Raw genomic sequence first — 14,911 nt, forward strand, 5'->3', positions numbered from 1 at the left:
CACGGTCACCATCTGAGGATCATCGTGTCCTCCGGAGCAGCCTGCACCGCCGCCGCGGGCAGCGGCGCGGCCAGCCGGGCGTACGCGCCTGCCCGGCCCACGAGTTCCGCGTGCGTTCCCGTCTCCACCAGGCGGCCGCGGTCGACGACCAGGATGCGGTCGGCGTCGGGGGCGAGCGACAGGTCGTGGGTGATCATGATGGTCGTACGGCCGGACACCAGACGGCGCAGCGGCCGCACCACCTGGCGCGCGGCGACCGTGTCCAGGCCGGCCGTCGGTTCGTCCAGGACGAGGACCGGGGAGGCCCGCAGCATCGCGCGGGCGATGGCGATGCGCTGGAGCTGGCCGCCGGAGAGAACGGTCGTGCCCGGGGATATCCGCGTGTCGTAGCCGTCGGGGAGCGCGGTGACGAAGTCGTGCGCCGCCGCGTCCCGTGCCGCCCGCTCGATCTCCGCCTGCGTCGCGCCGGGGCGGCCGCAGGCGATGTTCTCGCGGAGGGTGCCGTTGAGGACGAGGGTCTGCTGGGGCAGCAGGGTGATGTGCTCGCGCAGGAAACGCAGGGGTACGTCGGTGAGGGGGACGCCGTCCAGGGTGATCGCGCCGGCGGAGGGGTCGTAGAAGCGGGTGAGGAGCCCGGCGAGGGTGGACTTGCCGGCGCCGCTCGGGCCCGTGACGACGGTCAGCTCGCCCGGTCCGGCGGTGAAGGTGACGTCCCGGAGCGAGGCGCACGGGGAGCCCGGGTAGCGGAAGGAGACCCGGTGGAAGGCGAGATGGCCGCGCACCGGCCACTTTGCGACCGGTTGGGCGGGGTCGGTGACGGCGGGCTCGGCGTCGAGGATCTCGCCGATGCGCCGGGCGCCGGCGGTGGCCGCGGTGATGGTGAGGCCGAGCTGGCCGAGGTTGCGGATCGGCGGGTAGAGATAGCCCAGGAAGGCGGCGAAAGCCAGGAGTTGACCGAGGGTCATACGGCCGGCGGAGATCTCCCACACGCCGAGGCCGATGACCGTGAGCACGCACAGCGTCTCGACGACCTCGACGCACTGCTCGTACATCTCGCTCAGCCGCGCCCCGCGCACGCTCGCCCGCAGCCAGGCACGGGCCTCGCGGTCGAGCCGCAGTTCCTCCTCGGCGCGGCGGTTGTAGGCCTGGGTGAGGACGATGTTGCCGAGCGACTCCTCCACCACGGAGGTGATCGCGCCGTCCGCGGCCCGGCCGTCCCGGGACGCCTGGGCGATCCGGCCGGAGAAGCGGCGGGCGGCGAGCAGGAACAGGGGCGCGAGGACGAAGGCGGCCAGCGCCAGGTCCCAGCGCAGCCAGAACGCGGCGACGGCGTAGAAGACGGCCGAGAACACCGCCGAGACGGCTCCCACGACGCCGGACACCACGAGTTGCTCGATGGACTCGACGTCTCCGGTGAGCCGTTCGACCAGATCGCCCTGGCGGTGGCGCTGGAAGAAGTGCGGGGGCAGGTCCTGGACGTGCCGGAAGACGGATGCCCGTAGGCGCAGGACGAATCTCTCCGCGGTCCAGGTGGCCAGGGAGTTGCCCAGATAGCCGACGAGCGCGGCGAGCGCGGCCACGCCCAGCCAGGCGCCGGCCGGTCCCCAGAAGGCGGCGAGCGAGCCGGCTTCCAGGGCGTGGTCGGTCAGCTGGGCGAACAGCAGGATGGCGGCGGTCTCGGCGAGCGCGGCCACGACCACGCACGCGACGACCGTCCCGAGCCACTTGCGGTCCCCGCGGGTCAGCGGCCAGAACCGGCGGAAGGCCTCGCGGGATTCCCTCAGCATCGGCAACTCCTTTCCACAGCTGTGGACACAGCCCCCCGAACAGCCGGGGCGGGGCCACCGGTACGACCACGCGGTAACCGGTGACCCCGCCTCGCGACGGCCTTCATGGGAATTAGCCGTGCCCCGCTTTGAATTACTTGTGGCCGACCGGGCGCTTGGGCTCGTGCTTCTTCGGCTCGCACTTCCGGTGCTTGTGGGCCGGGGCCGGGGCGGGCTTGCGGGTCTTCTTCACCGGGACGATCTTGTGGAAGCTCATGGCTGTGACCTCTCTGTTCGCTTCTTTTCTGCGCCGTCCGCGCTTTTCGCTTTCGACATGGAAAACATTACGGGACGCGCGGGCCGAGAAAAGCCAATTCCGATGAGACCTCAATGAAATACCCCTGTGAGCAATTCACAGGGGAATTTCGGAACCGGGAAGTATTCACACAGGTTTTATCGCGGTGCCTGCGCTTCCCCCGGCCCGCCCCGTACCCTCATACGCATGAGCAGCGACGACACCGTACGGGCCTTCTCCGCCCGATCCATCGAGACCCACTCCGCGCTCACCTCCGCGCAGGCAGAAGCCGTGCTGGAGCTGCTGGCCGAGGCGGCCCGGACCGACGGGCAGCAGCCGGTGTCCGAGCAGGGCCGGCTGCAGTTGCGCGGGGAGGCCCGGGAGGGCGTCTCGCATCTGCTGCTGACCGTCGACGGCGAACTCGTGGGCTACGCGCAGCTGGAGGACACCGACCCGGTGGAGGCGCCGGCCGCCGAGCTGGTCGTACGGCCCGCGCAGCGCGGACACGGGCACGGCCGGGCGCTCGGCGCCGCCCTGCTCGCCGCCTCCGGCAAGCGGCTGCGGGTGTGGGCGCACGGCGGACACCCCGCCGCCCGGCATCTCGCCCAGGTGCTCGGACTCAGCATGTTCCGTGAACTGCGGCAGATGCGGCGGGCGTTGACCGACCTGGAGCTGCCCGAGCCGAAGCTGCCGGAGGGCGTGAGCGTGCGCGCCTTCGTGCCGGGCAAGGACGACACGGCCTGGCTCGCGCTCAACGCGGCCGCCTTCGCCCACCACCCCGAGCAGGGCTCGCTGACCCAGCGGGACCTCGACGACCGCAAGGCCCAGCCGTGGTTCGAACCGGCCGGCTTCTTCCTGGCCGAGCGGCGCGGGGAGCTGGTCGCCTTCCACTGGACGAAGGTGCACGCCGAGGAGCAGCTCGGCGAGGTGTACGTCCTCGGGGTGCGGCCCGGCGAGCAGGGCGGCGGGCTCGGCAAGGCCCTCACCACGATCGGCCTGCGCCACCTCGCGGCCGAGGGCCTGCCGACCGCGATGCTCTACGTCGACGCCGACAACACGGCCGCGGTGGCGGTGTACGAGCGGCTGGGGTTCGGGACGTACGAGACGGACCTGATGTACCGCACGGAGACCTGAGCCACGCCTTTCCCGCCCGGCGGGGCGGCGGCTCCCGCAACGACAGCGTCCACGCCGGCGCCGAGCAGGGTGGCGGGGACGGCCGCGCCGGGCTCCGGGTCGTCGCGGTACCGCACGGCGGCCGTGGCCGCGGCGAGGGCCAGGACGAACGCGGCGCCGGCCTCCGGAGTGACGTCCCCGACGGGCGGCCGGTCCGGTCCGGGCACGAGGAGCAGGGCGGCCGTCCGCCACAGGGCCGCGACGGGCGCCACGAGAGCGCCCCGCAGCACGGTACGGACCGCCCGCCGGGCCGGGACCGGGGCCGTGATGTGCCGGGCGGGGGCCGTCCGGAAGTAAGGCGAGCCCCAGGGCGAAGGCGAGGACCGCGGCACGCACCAGGCCGACCGCCCCCGGCGCCCCGGCCCACCGCACGCCCCCGGCCACCGGCCACCGGCCACCCCCGGCACCCGCCAGGGCAGGGTCCGCCACCAGGGGACGACCAGCGCCAAAAGCACCCGGGACCCGGTTCACCCAGCCTCGCTTGACTTTCGGACCGGGCTTGCACCACCCTTTCACTACTCAATTAGTGAAAGGGTGGTGGAACGCGTGGTCGAGTACCGCATCGACCGGCACAGTGGGGTCGCCACCTACGTCCAGATCGTCCAGCAGACCAAACAGGCCCTGCGCATGGGCCTGTTGGAGCCGGGAGACCGGCTGCCCACGGCCCGCGAGGTCGTGGAGGCCACCGCGATCAACCCCAACACCGTCCTGAAGGCGTACCGCGAGCTGGAACGCGAGGGACTGGTGGAGGCCCGGCGCGGACTCGGCACCTTCGTACGGCGCTCGCTGGGCACCGCGACGGCCGACGCCGCACTCCGCACCGAGCTGGAGGCCTGGGCCGGCCGGGCCCGCGAGGCCGGGCTGGACCGGGACGACGTGGCCGCGCTCTTCACCGCCGTACTCGACAAGCACTTCGCCGCACTCGACAAGCACCTCCAGGGAGACCCGTCATGACCGACACGGCGCTGACCGCCGAGGCACTGGGAAAACGTTTCGGTCGCCGGGGCGGCTGGGCGCTGCGGGAGTGCGGCTTCCGGCTGCCCGCCGGGCGGGTGTGCGCGGTCGTCGGCCCCAACGGCGCCGGCAAGTCGACCCTGCTCGCACTCGCCGCCGGACTGCTCCCGCCCACCGAGGGCCGGCTGACGGTGCTCGGCACCACCCCGGCCGAGGCCCGCCCCCGGGTCGGCTTCGTCGCCCAGGACAAGCCGCTCTACCCGCAGCTCACGGTCGCCGAGACGCTGCTCATGGGCGCCGACCTCAACCCCGGGCGCTGGGACGCGGCCGTCGCGGAGAAGGTCGTGGGCGCCCTCGACCCCAAGGCCCGCGTCCGCGCCCTGTCCGGCGGACAGCGCACCCGGGTCGCGCTCGCCCTCGCCCTCGGCAAGCGGCCCGAGCTGCTGCTCCTGGACGAGCCGATGGCCGACCTCGACCCGCTGGCCCGGCACGAGCTGATGGGCACGCTGATGGCGGAGGCCGCGCAGTACGGCACCACGATCGCGATGTCCTCGCACGTGGTCGCCGAACTGGAGGACTCCTGCGACCATCTGCTGCTGGTCGGCGACGGCCGGATCCGGCTCGCCGGGGAGATCGACGAACTGCGCGCCGCCCACCGCAGGGTCAGCGGCGCCGCCGACACCGCCGCGCTCGGCGCACACACCGTGGTCGAGTCCCGGACCACCGGCCGCCAGCTCACCGCCCTGATCCGTCCGGCCGGACCGGTCACCGGCGACTGGCGGACCTCGGTGCCGTCCCTGGAGGAACTCGTCCTCGCCCACCTGCGCAATCCCGAGGCCCCCGCCCTCACCACCGCTCCGGCCGTCCCCGAGGAGAGTGCCGCGTGACCGCCCCGACCGCCCACCGACCGCGCACGACCCGCTGGCTGCTGCGACTGCACCGCCCCGCGGTGTACGGCTTCGCCGCCCTGGTGATCGTCGTGGCCGCCCTGCAGATCGCCCTGGCCGGCCCGCTCGCCGACGCGGCCGCCGAGGGCTGGCGCCAGTACGACGCCTGCGGCACGGGCCTGTGCACGTACGACCAGGCCGCGATCCTGCGCTACAAGGACTGGTACAACTACGCCACCTACGTCCTCGACCTGCTGCCCTTCCTGGTGGCCACCTGGGCCGGCGCCGCCCTGACCGGCCGCGAGCTGGAGTCCGGCACCGCCCTGCTGTCCTGGACCCAGGGCATCTCCCCGGTGCGCTGGCTCACGGTCCGGCTGGCGGTCCCCGCGCTCGCCGTCGCCACCGGCACCGGTCTGCTGTTCTGGCTGCACCACCGCGCCTGGGCCGCGGGCCGGGGCCGTATCGACACCGCCAAGCAGTGGGACGACCTGTTCACCTTCCACGCCAACGGCCCCACCGCCGCCGCCCTGGCCCTCGCCGGGCTCGCGGCCGGCGCCCTGGCGGGCCTGCTGTGGCGCCGTACCCTGCCCGCGCTGATCACCGGCGCGCTGATCACCGCGGGCGTCGCGGGCCTGGCCCAGCAGCTGATGCCCCACCTGTGGCCGACGGTCACCAACGTCACCACGCTGAAGCAGGGCGGCGTCGGCTCGGGCATCGTGGTCGAGCAGGGTCTGGTGGCCAAGTCCGGCGGCCACCTGCCCCTCCCCCAGTGCTCCACGAGCGCGGCGTGCGACGCCGCCTTCGCGAAGGCCTCCGGCTACTACACCTCCTACCACCCCTACTCCCACTACTGGCCGCTCCAGCTCACCACCAGCGCGCTGATCCTGGCCGTCACCGCACTGCTCGTCCTGGGCTGCTTCCTGGCGCTGCGCCGGCTGACCGGGGCTCTGCGCACGACCCGGCACGTCGTCCCGGCGGACAAGGCCACGCTCGTCGGCACCGGGGCCCCCGCATGACCGCCCTCGCCCCCGTCCCCGCCCGGCCGGCCGCCCGGCGTGCGCTGCTGCGGCTGCACCGCCCTGCCCTGCTCGTCTGGACCGCCTTCGTCGTCCTCACCGTCGGTGAACTGCTCTACGTCCACTTCTCGGCCGCGCCCCGGGACCGGGCCTGTTTCAGCACGCCGGGCGCGGTCTGCACGTACTTCGTGTTCACCGACACCAACAACGTCGTGAACTTCCTCGGCGAGGTCCTCTCCTACACCCCCTGCGCGGTGGCCGCCTGGGCAGGCGCCGCGCTGATCGGCCGCGAGCTGGAGTCCGGCACCGCGAAGCTGGCCTGGACCCAGTCCGTGTCCCCGGCCCGCTGGCTGACCGCGAAGCTCACCGCGGCCGCCGTACCGCTGCTCACCGGCGGCGCCGTCCTCGCCGTGGCCTTCGGCCGGGTCTGGGGCGCCGACCAGGACGTCCTGGTCACGAACTGGACCTGGGACCGTGTGTTCATCCCGCGCGGTCCGCTGCTGCCCGCACTGGCGTTGTTCGCGCTGGCCGCCGGCGCGTACGCTGCGCTGGCCCTGCGGCGCGTTCTGCCGGCGCTGACCGCGGGTCTGGGCGTCACGCTGCTCGTACGGCTGTATCTGCGGGAGCTGTGGAAGCCGCTGCGGGACGTCCTGCCGGGCTTTTGGGCGCTGCAGTCGGCTGCCGCCGGGGTGCTGGTCGTGCTGGCCGGTGTGGTCTTCGCCGGGGCGTATGCGGTGCTGCGGCGGCAGGCCGGCTGAGCACCCGACGGGAGTGCCGCATCGGTGTCGTCGAGCGGGTGCGGGGCCGTAGTGGCCGATGGCGCAGCCGGCGCACCTCTTCGGGGCACTCCCCCCTGGGAGCCTCCCCCCGATATCCCGCACGTCATGTCGCCGTAACCATTGATTCAGCCAAGCTTGCGACGCTCGGCCAATGAAGCCCGCCGTGCCAGAGTCTTCACCGCCCCCCGAGGGGCCCGGGCGGAACGGGACCGTGACGGTCCCGCCCGCCCGTTCCGACGCGCCCGTGACGCCTGTGGCGCGGAAGAATGGGGTCATGAGTCAGCAAGACGCCCAGGCACAGGTCCAGCACCCCCAGCCCTCCGTGGGTTCCCTCGCCGCGCACCGCCCCCACACCGTCGCCGCCACGGTCTCCGACCTGGAACCCGACATCGACGCGGACCTCGACGCCTACGAAGAGGCACCGTACGAGGGCACGCCCCTGCCCCAGGGCCGCTTCCTCGACCGGGAGCGCAGCTGGCTCGCCTTCAACGAGCGTGTCCTGGAGCTGGCCGAGGACCCGAACACCCCCCTGCTGGAGCGCGCCAACTTCCTCGCGATCTTCGCCAGCAACCTGGACGAGTTCTTCATGGTCCGGGTGGCCGGTCTGAAGCGCCGTATCGCCACCGGTGTGGCGACGCGGTCCGCCTCCGGACTCCAGCCGCGCGAGGTGCTGGAGATGATCTGGGCCCGCTCGCGCGAGCTGATGGCCCGGCACGCCGCCTGCTACCACGAGGACGTCGCCCCCGCACTCGCGGAGGAGGGCATACACCTCGTCCGCTGGCAGGAGCTGGCCGAGAAGGAGCAGGCCCGCCTGTTCACGCTCTTCCGGCACCAGATCTTCCCGGTCCTCACCCCGCTGGCCGTGGACCCCGCGCACCCCTTCCCGTACATCTCCGGCCTCTCGCTGAACCTGGCCGTCGTCGTACGCAACCCGGTCAGCGGCCACAAGCACTTCGCGCGCGTGAAGGTGCCGCCGCTGCTGTCCCGCTTCCTGGAGAGCAGCCCCGGACGCTACGTCCCCATCGAGGACGTCATCGCCGCGCACCTGGAGGAGCTGTTCCCGGGCATGGAGGTGCTGGAGTCCCACACCTTCCGGCTCACCCGCAACGAGGACCTGGAAGTAGAGGAGGACGACGCCGAGAACCTGCTCCAGGCGCTGGAGAAGGAGCTCATGCGGCGCCGTTTCGGGCCGCCCGTGCGCCTGGAGGTCGAGGAGTCCATCGACCGCGAGGTGCTCGACCTGCTGGTGCGCGAGCTGAAGATCAGCGAGGCCGAGGTCTACCCGCTGCCCGGCCCGCTCGACCTCACCGGCCTGTTCCGGATCCACTCCCTGGACCGGCCCGAGCTGAAGTACCCGAAGTTCGTCGCCGGCACCCACCGCGACCTCGCCGAGGTCGAGTCGGCCTCCGCACCGGACATCTTCGCGGCCCTGCGCACCCGGGACGTGCTCCTGCACCACCCCTACGACAGCTTCTCCACGTCCGTGCAGGCCTTCCTGGAGCAGGCGGCGAGCGACCCGGACGTCCTCGCCATCAAGCAGACCCTGTACCGCACCTCCGGCGACTCCCCGATCGTCGACGCGCTCATCGACGCCGCCGAGTCCGGCAAGCAGGTCCTGGTCCTGGTCGAGATCAAGGCCCGCTTCGACGAGCACGCGAACATCAAGTGGGCGCGCAAACTGGAGGAGGCCGGCTGCCACGTCGTCTACGGCCTCGTCGGCCTGAAGACGCACTGCAAGCTGTCCCTGGTGGTCCGCCAGGAGGGCGAGACCCTGCGCCGCTACAGCCACGTCGGCACGGGCAACTACCACCCGAAGACCGCCCGCCTGTACGAGGACCTGGGCCTGCTCACGGCCGACCCGCAGGTCGGCGCGGACCTCTCCGACCTCTTCAACCGGCTGTCCGGCTACTCCCGCCGCGAGACCTACCGCCGTCTGCTGGTGGCCCCCAAGTCGCTGCGGGACGGCCTGATAGCGCGGATCGACAAGGAGGTCCAGCACCACCGTGCGGGCCGCCCGGCCTTCGTCCGCATCAAGGTCAACTCGATGGTCGACGAGGCCGTCATCGACGCGCTCTACCGGGCCTCCCAGGCAGGCGTGCCGGTCGACATCTGGGTGCGCGGCATCTGCGCGATCCGCCCCGGCCTCCCGGGCCTGTCGGACAACATACGGGTCCGCTCCATACTCGGCCGGTTCCTCGAACACTCGCGGGTGTTCGCCTTCGGCAACGGCGGCGAGCCCGAGGTGTGGATCGGCAGCGCCGACATGATGCACCGCAACCTCGACCGCCGGATCGAGGCCCTGGTCCGTGTCGTCGACCCGGCCCACCGGGCGGCCCTGAACCGGTTGCTCGACACCGGGATGTCCGACACGACGTCCTCCTGGCACCTCGGCCCCGACGGCGAGTGGACCCGGCACGCGACCGACACGGACGGACAGCCCCTGCGCAACGTCCAGGAGATGCTCATAGACGCCCGGAGGCGCCGGCGTGGCACAGCAACACCTTGACCCGACGGACCCCACGGCCGGCGTGGCGACGGGGGAGGCCCTCGCGGCCTATCTGCGCGCCCAGGCCACGGAGTTCCTGCGCGCCCTGCGCCTGCACCGGAAGACCGGGGGCGGCGGGAGCGGCCCCGCGCATGGGGGTGCCCCCGCTCGAGCGAAGTCGAGAGTGGGGGAGTACGCGGGCGTCGGGGAGAACGGCGCGGAGCAGTCCGTCGACGCGGCGCGCGCCCTGCGCCGCTCGGCCCGCCGCATCAGCGGCAGCCTGCACACCTTCCGCCCACTCCTGGACCCCGACTGGTCCGAGGCGATGCGCCCCGAACTGGCGTGGCTGTCCGGCACGTTGGGCCTGGAGCACGCCTACGAGGCGCGCCTGGAGCGGCTGTTGCTGGCGCTGCACCGGCTGTCGGGGGCGGCCGTGCTCCCCGCCCAGACGGTGGACGCGGCGGTACTGGAAAGCGCCCGCGCCCCGGCGGGCCCCGCCCCGGAGCGCGGCAACCTGACGGTGGGCGCGGCGAAAGCGGGCGCGCTGCTGGAGCGCCAGCTCACCCTCGCCCGGACGAGGGCCCACTCGACCGCCCTGCAGGCACTGGGGTCGAGCCGCTTCCACGCGGTCGCGGACAAGGTCGCCGTACTGGCCAGCGAGGTCCCCCTCACCCTCATCGCGCCGAGCACCGATCTGCGCCCCCTGGCAGCCGCTGCGGAGGAACGGCTGACAGCGGCGATCGGTGCGCTTCCCCTGGTCACCGCGGGCCACCCCTACAACGCGGAGGCCCTGGTCCACGGCCTGTCCCCGGACCCGTCCCCCCACCCCCAGGACGGCCCCTGGCATCAGGTCCGGCTGCTGCTGCGCCTGCACCGGTACGCCCAGGAGGTGCTGCACGCCGGCGACTCCGCGGTCGACGTACGCCTGTTGACGGCCGGTCAGGCGCTGAACCGGCACCGGGACGCCTCGGAGGCCGCCGCGGCGGCGGCGCAGGCGGCGCGCACCCCGCGCATCGCGCCGGCGACGGCGTACGCGCTCGGGGTGCTCCACGCCGACCAGCGGCACGAGGTGGAGGCGGCCAGGTTCGCGTTCCAGCAGGCCTGGCAGAAGCAGACCGTCAGCGCACCCTGAAGCCCATGCCGGACGTTCCCGAGGAGGCGGTGTGAACGACACCTTGGTCCAGGCGGCCGGCTGCGTGCTCTGGCGCCGCTCCCCGGTCGCCGGGGACCTGGAGATCTGTCTGGTCCACCGGCCGAAGTACGACGACTGGTCCCACCCCAAGGGCAAGCTCAAACGGGCCGAGGACCCGCTCGCGGGCGCCCTGCGCGAGGTGGCGGAGGAGACCGGGTACACGGCCGAGCCCGGCGCCGAGCTGCCGACCGTGCGCTATCTGGCGGGCGGCCGCCCGAAGCAGGTGCGCTACTGGGCGGCACAGGCGGTTTCCGGCCACTTCACGCCGAACGACGAGGTGGACCGCATCCTGTGGCTCTCCCCCGCGTCCGCCCGCGGCCGGCTCACCCAGCCGCGCGACCGGGACCTGGTGGAGGACGCCCTTCACGGACTGGTCGTGTGAACCTCCGCGTCCGTACGGGCCTGACTGCGGGCCCGGCGGGCCGGACCACGCCAGCCGCAAGTACAGCGGGCCAGACAGAAGCGGCCCTGATCCGTCGTAGAAGTGAGGTGTTCCCGTCGGGCCGGTTCCGGCCCGTCCTCCTGCTGCGCCACGCCGTCAACGGTACTCCCGCGCCCCCCGTACGCCTTCTGTACGCCCGCCGTCGCGCGTGACGGCGCTCCCTACCCGTCGTTAACCGGAACGACAGGGGGCCCGTGACGGACGTACCGGCTTGGGGGTAGGCAGGCGATGGAACGGCGGCAGCAGCACAGGCACACGGGCAGGACGGTCATCGCGGTCGGCATCCTGCTGGGCCTCGGAGCGGGTGCCACGGGCTGTTCGGACAGCCGGGCCGCCGCCGACGACGTCAAGGGCGGCGGCGATCCGGTCGCCCTGCTGCGGCGGGCCGCGGACACGCTCGGCGGCGCGGGCAGCTCCAAGGCCACCACCTCCATGGAGATGGCCACCGGCGGCACCCGGGTCACCATCCGCGGCAAGGGGGTCTACGACTACCGGCACCGGCTCGGCCGGCTCACGGTCGTGCTGCCCGAGGACCCCACGGGCACCGCCGAGCACCAGCCCATCACCGAACTCCTTGCCCCCGGCGCCCTGTTCATGAAGAACCGGGGCGCGGGCGTGCCCGCCGACAAGTGGGTGCGGGTGGACACCGCCACCGTGTCGGACGGCAACCTGGTCACCGGCGGCGCGACCGATCCGTACGCGGCGGCCGAGGTACTGCGCGGCGCCCGTACGGCGGCCTACGTCGGCCGGGCCGAGGTCGGGGGCACGCCCGTACGCCACTACCGGGGCACCGCCGACCTGGCCGCCGCGGCCGGCCGGGCCTCCGCCGCGGACCGGGCGCCGCTGGCCGCGGCGGCGAAAGGGTTCGCCACGGCCGAGGTCCCGTTCGACGTCTACCTCGACGACCAGGGCCGGATCCGCAAGCTCAGACAGCGCTTCAGCTTCGTCAACGGCCTGCAGAAAACCCCGGTGGCGGTGGCCTCGACCACACTGCTGTACGACTTCGGCGTCCCGGCCGACGTGCGGCTGCCGCGTCCGCGGGACATCTACGCGGGCCGGATCGCGGAGGACGGGCACTAGTCCGGGGTGCCCTGCCGTAAGTAGCCCGTCCGTGCCATGCGCGGTGTGTAGAGCGCTGCCTACTCTAGGAAGTCGGTGACGGCAGGAATGAGGTGAGGCGGGTGGCTCCGGTCGGCGGCACGGCGGTACAGGACCACGTGGCCCTCGCCGAGATCGAGCTGTGCGGAGAGCTGATCATCGCGGCCTCGGCCGCCGAGGACCGGCTCAGTCTGGAGAGCATCGACGAGGTGCTCCGGGTGGAACGCGAACCCGGGGACTGAGGACTGAGCGAACCGAGCGGCTCAGGTGCGCAGGAGCCGGCCGATCGCCTTCGTCGCCTCGTCCACCTTCGCGTCGATCTCGTCACCGCCCTTGAGGGCCGCGTCGGCCACACAGTGCCGCAGATGCTCCTCCAGCAGCTGGAGCGCGAAGGACTGCAGCGCCTTGGTGGAGGCGGAGACCTGGGTGAGTATGTCGATGCAGTACGTGTCCTCGTCGACCATCCGCTGCAGCCCCCGGATCTGCCCCTCGATCCGGCGCAGCCGCTTGAGGTGCTCGTCCTTCCGCTTGTGATACCCGTGTGTGGCGGGGGCGTCCTGGCACGTGCCCTCGGCGGGGGCCGGGGCGCCGGCCTCGGTCGTCGTCATCGCGGGCCCTCCATCTCGACGGTCACCAGTGCGGTCCATACCCCTACTGGGTATATGGTAACGAATTTTGCTGGGTATGGGGCCCTTGGTACGCCCCCGTGCTGACCACTGTGCCTGATGGGCGACACTGGGGGACGGCCCATTAGCCGTGGCCGGATGATGCACTTAGCATCAGCCTGACCGAAACCGATGCACCCCGAGGACCCCTTGTGCGCTTTCGTCTGACCCCCAGGGAGACGAGCTTCTACGACATGTTCGCCGCATCCGCGGACAACATCGTCACCGGCTCGAAACTCCTGATGGAACTGCTCGGGGCGGACGGACCTGCCCGAGCCGAGATCGCAGAGCGTATGCGGGCCGCCGAACACGCGGGTGACGACGCCACGCACGCGATCTTCCACCAGCTGAACTCCTCGTTCATCACGCCGTTCGACCGCGAGGACATCTACACCCTCGCCGGGTCCCTCGACGACATCATGGACTTCATGGAGGAAGCCGTCGACCTGGTGGTCCTCTACAACGTCGAGGAACTGCCGAAGGGCGTCGAGCAGCAGATCGAGGTACTGGCCCGGGCGGCCGAGCTGACGGCCGAGGCGATGCCGAACCTGCGCACGCTGGACAACCTCACGGAGTACTGGATCGAGGTCAACCGGCTGGAGAACCAGGCGGACCAGATCCACCGGAAGCTGCTGGCCCACCTCTTCAACGGCAAGTACGACGCCATCGAGGTGCTCAAGCTCAAGCAGATCGTGGACGTCCTGGAAGAGGCGGCGGACGCGTTCGAGCACGTGGCGAACACGGTGGAGACCATCGCCGTCAAGGAGTCCTGAGGCGTCGATGGACACCTTCGCCCTCATCCTGACCATTCTGGTCGCGCTCTTCTTCACGTACACGAACGGCTTCCACGACTCGGCGAACGCGATCGCGACGTCGGTGTCGACCCGCGCGCTCACGCCCAAGGCCGCCCTGGCGATGGCGGCGGTGATGAACCTGGCCGGTGCCTTCCTCGGCTCCGGCGTCGCCAAGACGGTCTCCGAGGGTCTGATCGAGACGCCCTCCGGCGGGACCGGGATGGGCATCCTCTTCGCGGCCCTGATCGGCGCGATCGTCTGGAACCTGGCCACCTGGTACTACGGCCTCCCCTCGTCCTCCTCCCACGCCCTGTTCGGCGGCCTGGTCGGCGCGGCCCTGGCGGGCGGTACCGCCGTCCACTGGAACGGCGTGGTGGACAAGATCATCATTCCGATGTTCCTCTCCCCGGTGGTCGGCCTGATCGTCGGCTATCTGGTCATGCTGGCCATCATGTGGCTCTTCCGCCGCTCCAACCCGCACAAGGCCAAGCGCGGTTTCCGTATCGCGCAGACGGTCTCGGCGGCGGGCATGGCCCTGGGCCACGGCCTGCAGGACGCCCAGAAGACCATGGGTGTGGTGGTCATGGCCCTGGTGATCTCCGGGCACGAGACGTTCGGCGACCCGATCCCGGTGTGGGTGAAGATCGTGTCGGCGCTGATGCTGTCACTGGGCACCTACGCGGGCGGCTGGCGCATCATGCGCACCCTGGGCCGCAAGATCATCGAGCTGGACCCGCCGCAGGGCTTCGCGGCGGAGGCCACCGGCGCGTCGATCATGTTCGGCACGGCGTTCCTCTTCAAGGCCCCGATCTCCACGACCCACGTCATCACCTCGGCGATCATGGGCGTGGGCGCGACGAAGCGCGTCAACGCGGTGCGCTGGGGCGTGGCCAAGAACATCGTCCTGGGCTGGTTCATCACGATGCCGGCGGCGGCCCTGGTCGCTGCGGCGGCCTTCGGCGTGGTGAAGCTGACGGTGCTGTAACCCCCCTCTCCCCTTCCGCCCACCCCCCTCGACCAGCTGAGACGCCGGCCGAGAGGGGTGGGCGGTTTGCTGTATGGGGGGTGAGGCGGAGGCCGACGGGGTTGGGGCAGAGCCCCGGCGGGACCGGGGGCGGAGCCCGGCGGGGTTGAGGCAGAGCCCCGGCGGCGTTGGAGGCGTCGCCCCGGCGAGGTCAGGAGCATCGCCCCCCCCAAACGGGGCCCGGCCAAGCGCACCGGCCCGGCAGGGTTGGGGGCGGAGTCCGACAGGGTCGGGGGCGGAGCCCCGTCAGAGATGGGGCAGAGCCCCGGCGGGACCGGAGGCGGAGCCCGGCGGGGGTGAGGCGGAACCAAGTCAGGGTTGGGGCAGAGCCCCGCCGGGGT

16 protein-coding genes are annotated in these 14,911 nt (G+C 72.2%); 12 read left to right on the forward strand and 4 right to left on the reverse strand.

Annotation, left to right across the window (positions count from 1 at the left end; genetic code table 11):
- Positions 1 to 5 precede the first annotated feature (5 nt).
- On the reverse strand, positions 6 to 1,787 hold the full coding sequence (locus tag ADK64_RS12675) for an ABC transporter ATP-binding protein (RefSeq protein ID WP_053658181.1): 1,782 nt from the start codon (positions 1,785 to 1,787) through the stop codon (positions 6 to 8).
- A 133-nt stretch (positions 1,788 to 1,920) separates the two neighbouring features.
- Complete coding sequence (locus ADK64_RS48405; RefSeq protein ID WP_267888543.1) at positions 1,921 to 2,043, reverse strand: hypothetical protein; 123 nt, start codon at positions 2,041 to 2,043, stop codon at positions 1,921 to 1,923.
- Between the two features lie 225 nt (positions 2,044 to 2,268).
- Between ADK64_RS48405 and mshD the strand changes: the two genes are divergently transcribed.
- On the forward strand, positions 2,269 to 3,195 hold the full coding sequence (gene mshD, locus ADK64_RS12680) for a mycothiol synthase (RefSeq protein WP_053658182.1): 927 nt from the start codon (positions 2,269 to 2,271) through the stop codon (positions 3,193 to 3,195).
- On the opposite strand, the gene ADK64_RS48635 is transcribed toward mshD, so the two are convergent.
- Positions 3,099 to 3,566 carry a hypothetical protein gene (locus tag ADK64_RS48635; RefSeq protein WP_159046223.1) on the reverse strand — a complete coding sequence of 156 codons (468 nt, stop codon included), beginning with the start codon at positions 3,564 to 3,566 and terminating at the stop codon, positions 3,099 to 3,101. The genes mshD and ADK64_RS48635 overlap by 97 nt on opposite strands.
- A 214-nt stretch (positions 3,567 to 3,780) precedes the next feature.
- Between ADK64_RS48635 and ADK64_RS12685 the strand changes: the two genes are divergently transcribed.
- The 9 genes from ADK64_RS12685 to ADK64_RS46630 all read left to right on the forward strand — a co-directional run bounded on the left by ADK64_RS12685 (position 3,781) and on the right by ADK64_RS46630 (position 12,329).
- On the forward strand, positions 3,781 to 4,188 hold the full coding sequence (locus tag ADK64_RS12685; RefSeq protein WP_053658270.1) for a GntR family transcriptional regulator: 408 nt from the start codon (positions 3,781 to 3,783) through the stop codon (positions 4,186 to 4,188).
- Positions 4,185 to 5,075: an ABC transporter ATP-binding protein gene (locus ADK64_RS12690; RefSeq protein WP_053658183.1), complete on the forward strand. Its 891-nt coding sequence runs from the start codon at positions 4,185 to 4,187 to the stop codon at positions 5,073 to 5,075. Before ADK64_RS12685 ends, ADK64_RS12690 begins: the two co-directional genes overlap by 4 nt.
- Positions 5,072 to 6,091 carry a hypothetical protein gene (locus ADK64_RS12695; RefSeq protein ID WP_063789894.1) on the forward strand — a complete coding sequence of 340 codons (1,020 nt, stop codon included), beginning with the start codon at positions 5,072 to 5,074 and terminating at the stop codon, positions 6,089 to 6,091. The genes ADK64_RS12690 and ADK64_RS12695 overlap by 4 nt, the downstream gene beginning before the upstream one ends.
- On the forward strand, positions 6,088 to 6,849 hold the full coding sequence (locus tag ADK64_RS12700; protein ID WP_053658185.1) for a hypothetical protein: 762 nt from the start codon (positions 6,088 to 6,090) through the stop codon (positions 6,847 to 6,849). Before ADK64_RS12695 ends, ADK64_RS12700 begins: the two co-directional genes overlap by 4 nt.
- A 172-nt stretch (positions 6,850 to 7,021) precedes the next feature.
- A complete protein-coding gene (locus tag ADK64_RS12705) occupies positions 7,022 to 9,376 on the forward strand; it encodes an RNA degradosome polyphosphate kinase (protein ID WP_107092971.1) in 2,355 nt (784 codons plus the stop codon).
- Positions 9,357 to 10,487, forward strand: a complete 1,131-nt coding sequence (locus ADK64_RS12710) for a CHAD domain-containing protein (RefSeq protein WP_053658190.1) — start codon at positions 9,357 to 9,359, stop codon at positions 10,485 to 10,487. Before ADK64_RS12705 ends, ADK64_RS12710 begins: the two co-directional genes overlap by 20 nt.
- Positions 10,488 to 10,518: 31 nt before the next feature.
- Positions 10,519 to 10,929 (forward strand): NUDIX hydrolase, encoded by a 411-nt coding sequence (locus ADK64_RS12715; RefSeq protein WP_053658192.1) that lies wholly within the window; start codon positions 10,519 to 10,521, stop codon positions 10,927 to 10,929.
- Positions 10,930 to 11,217: 288 nt separating this feature from the next.
- Positions 11,218 to 12,069, forward strand: a complete 852-nt coding sequence (locus tag ADK64_RS12720; RefSeq protein ID WP_053658194.1) for a hypothetical protein — start codon at positions 11,218 to 11,220, stop codon at positions 12,067 to 12,069.
- A gap of 101 nt (positions 12,070 to 12,170) precedes the next feature.
- A complete protein-coding gene (locus ADK64_RS46630) occupies positions 12,171 to 12,329 on the forward strand; it encodes a hypothetical protein (protein WP_199829591.1) in 159 nt (52 codons plus the stop codon).
- Positions 12,330 to 12,350: 21 nt separating this feature from the next.
- Here the strand turns inward: ADK64_RS46630 and ADK64_RS12725 are convergent, their stop codons facing one another.
- The gene (locus tag ADK64_RS12725) at positions 12,351 to 12,695 is read right to left on the reverse strand and encodes a metal-sensitive transcriptional regulator (RefSeq protein ID WP_053658196.1); all 345 of its coding nucleotides are present in this window, start codon (positions 12,693 to 12,695) and stop codon (positions 12,351 to 12,353) included.
- A 209-nt stretch (positions 12,696 to 12,904) separates the two neighbouring features.
- Between ADK64_RS12725 and ADK64_RS12730 the strand changes: the two genes are divergently transcribed.
- Both ADK64_RS12730 and ADK64_RS12735 read left to right on the forward strand, forming a co-directional pair.
- The gene (locus ADK64_RS12730) at positions 12,905 to 13,525 is read left to right on the forward strand and encodes a DUF47 domain-containing protein (protein WP_053658198.1); all 621 of its coding nucleotides are present in this window, start codon (positions 12,905 to 12,907) and stop codon (positions 13,523 to 13,525) included.
- Positions 13,526 to 13,532: 7 nt separating this feature from the next.
- Positions 13,533 to 14,531 (forward strand): inorganic phosphate transporter, encoded by a 999-nt coding sequence (locus ADK64_RS12735; protein ID WP_053658201.1) that lies wholly within the window; start codon positions 13,533 to 13,535, stop codon positions 14,529 to 14,531.
- Positions 14,532 to 14,911 lie beyond the last annotated feature (380 nt).

Origin of the sequence: Streptomyces sp. MMG1121 (assembly GCF_001280015.1) — a bacterium.
In the GTDB taxonomy this organism is placed as follows: domain Bacteria; phylum Actinomycetota; class Actinomycetes; order Streptomycetales; family Streptomycetaceae; genus Streptomyces.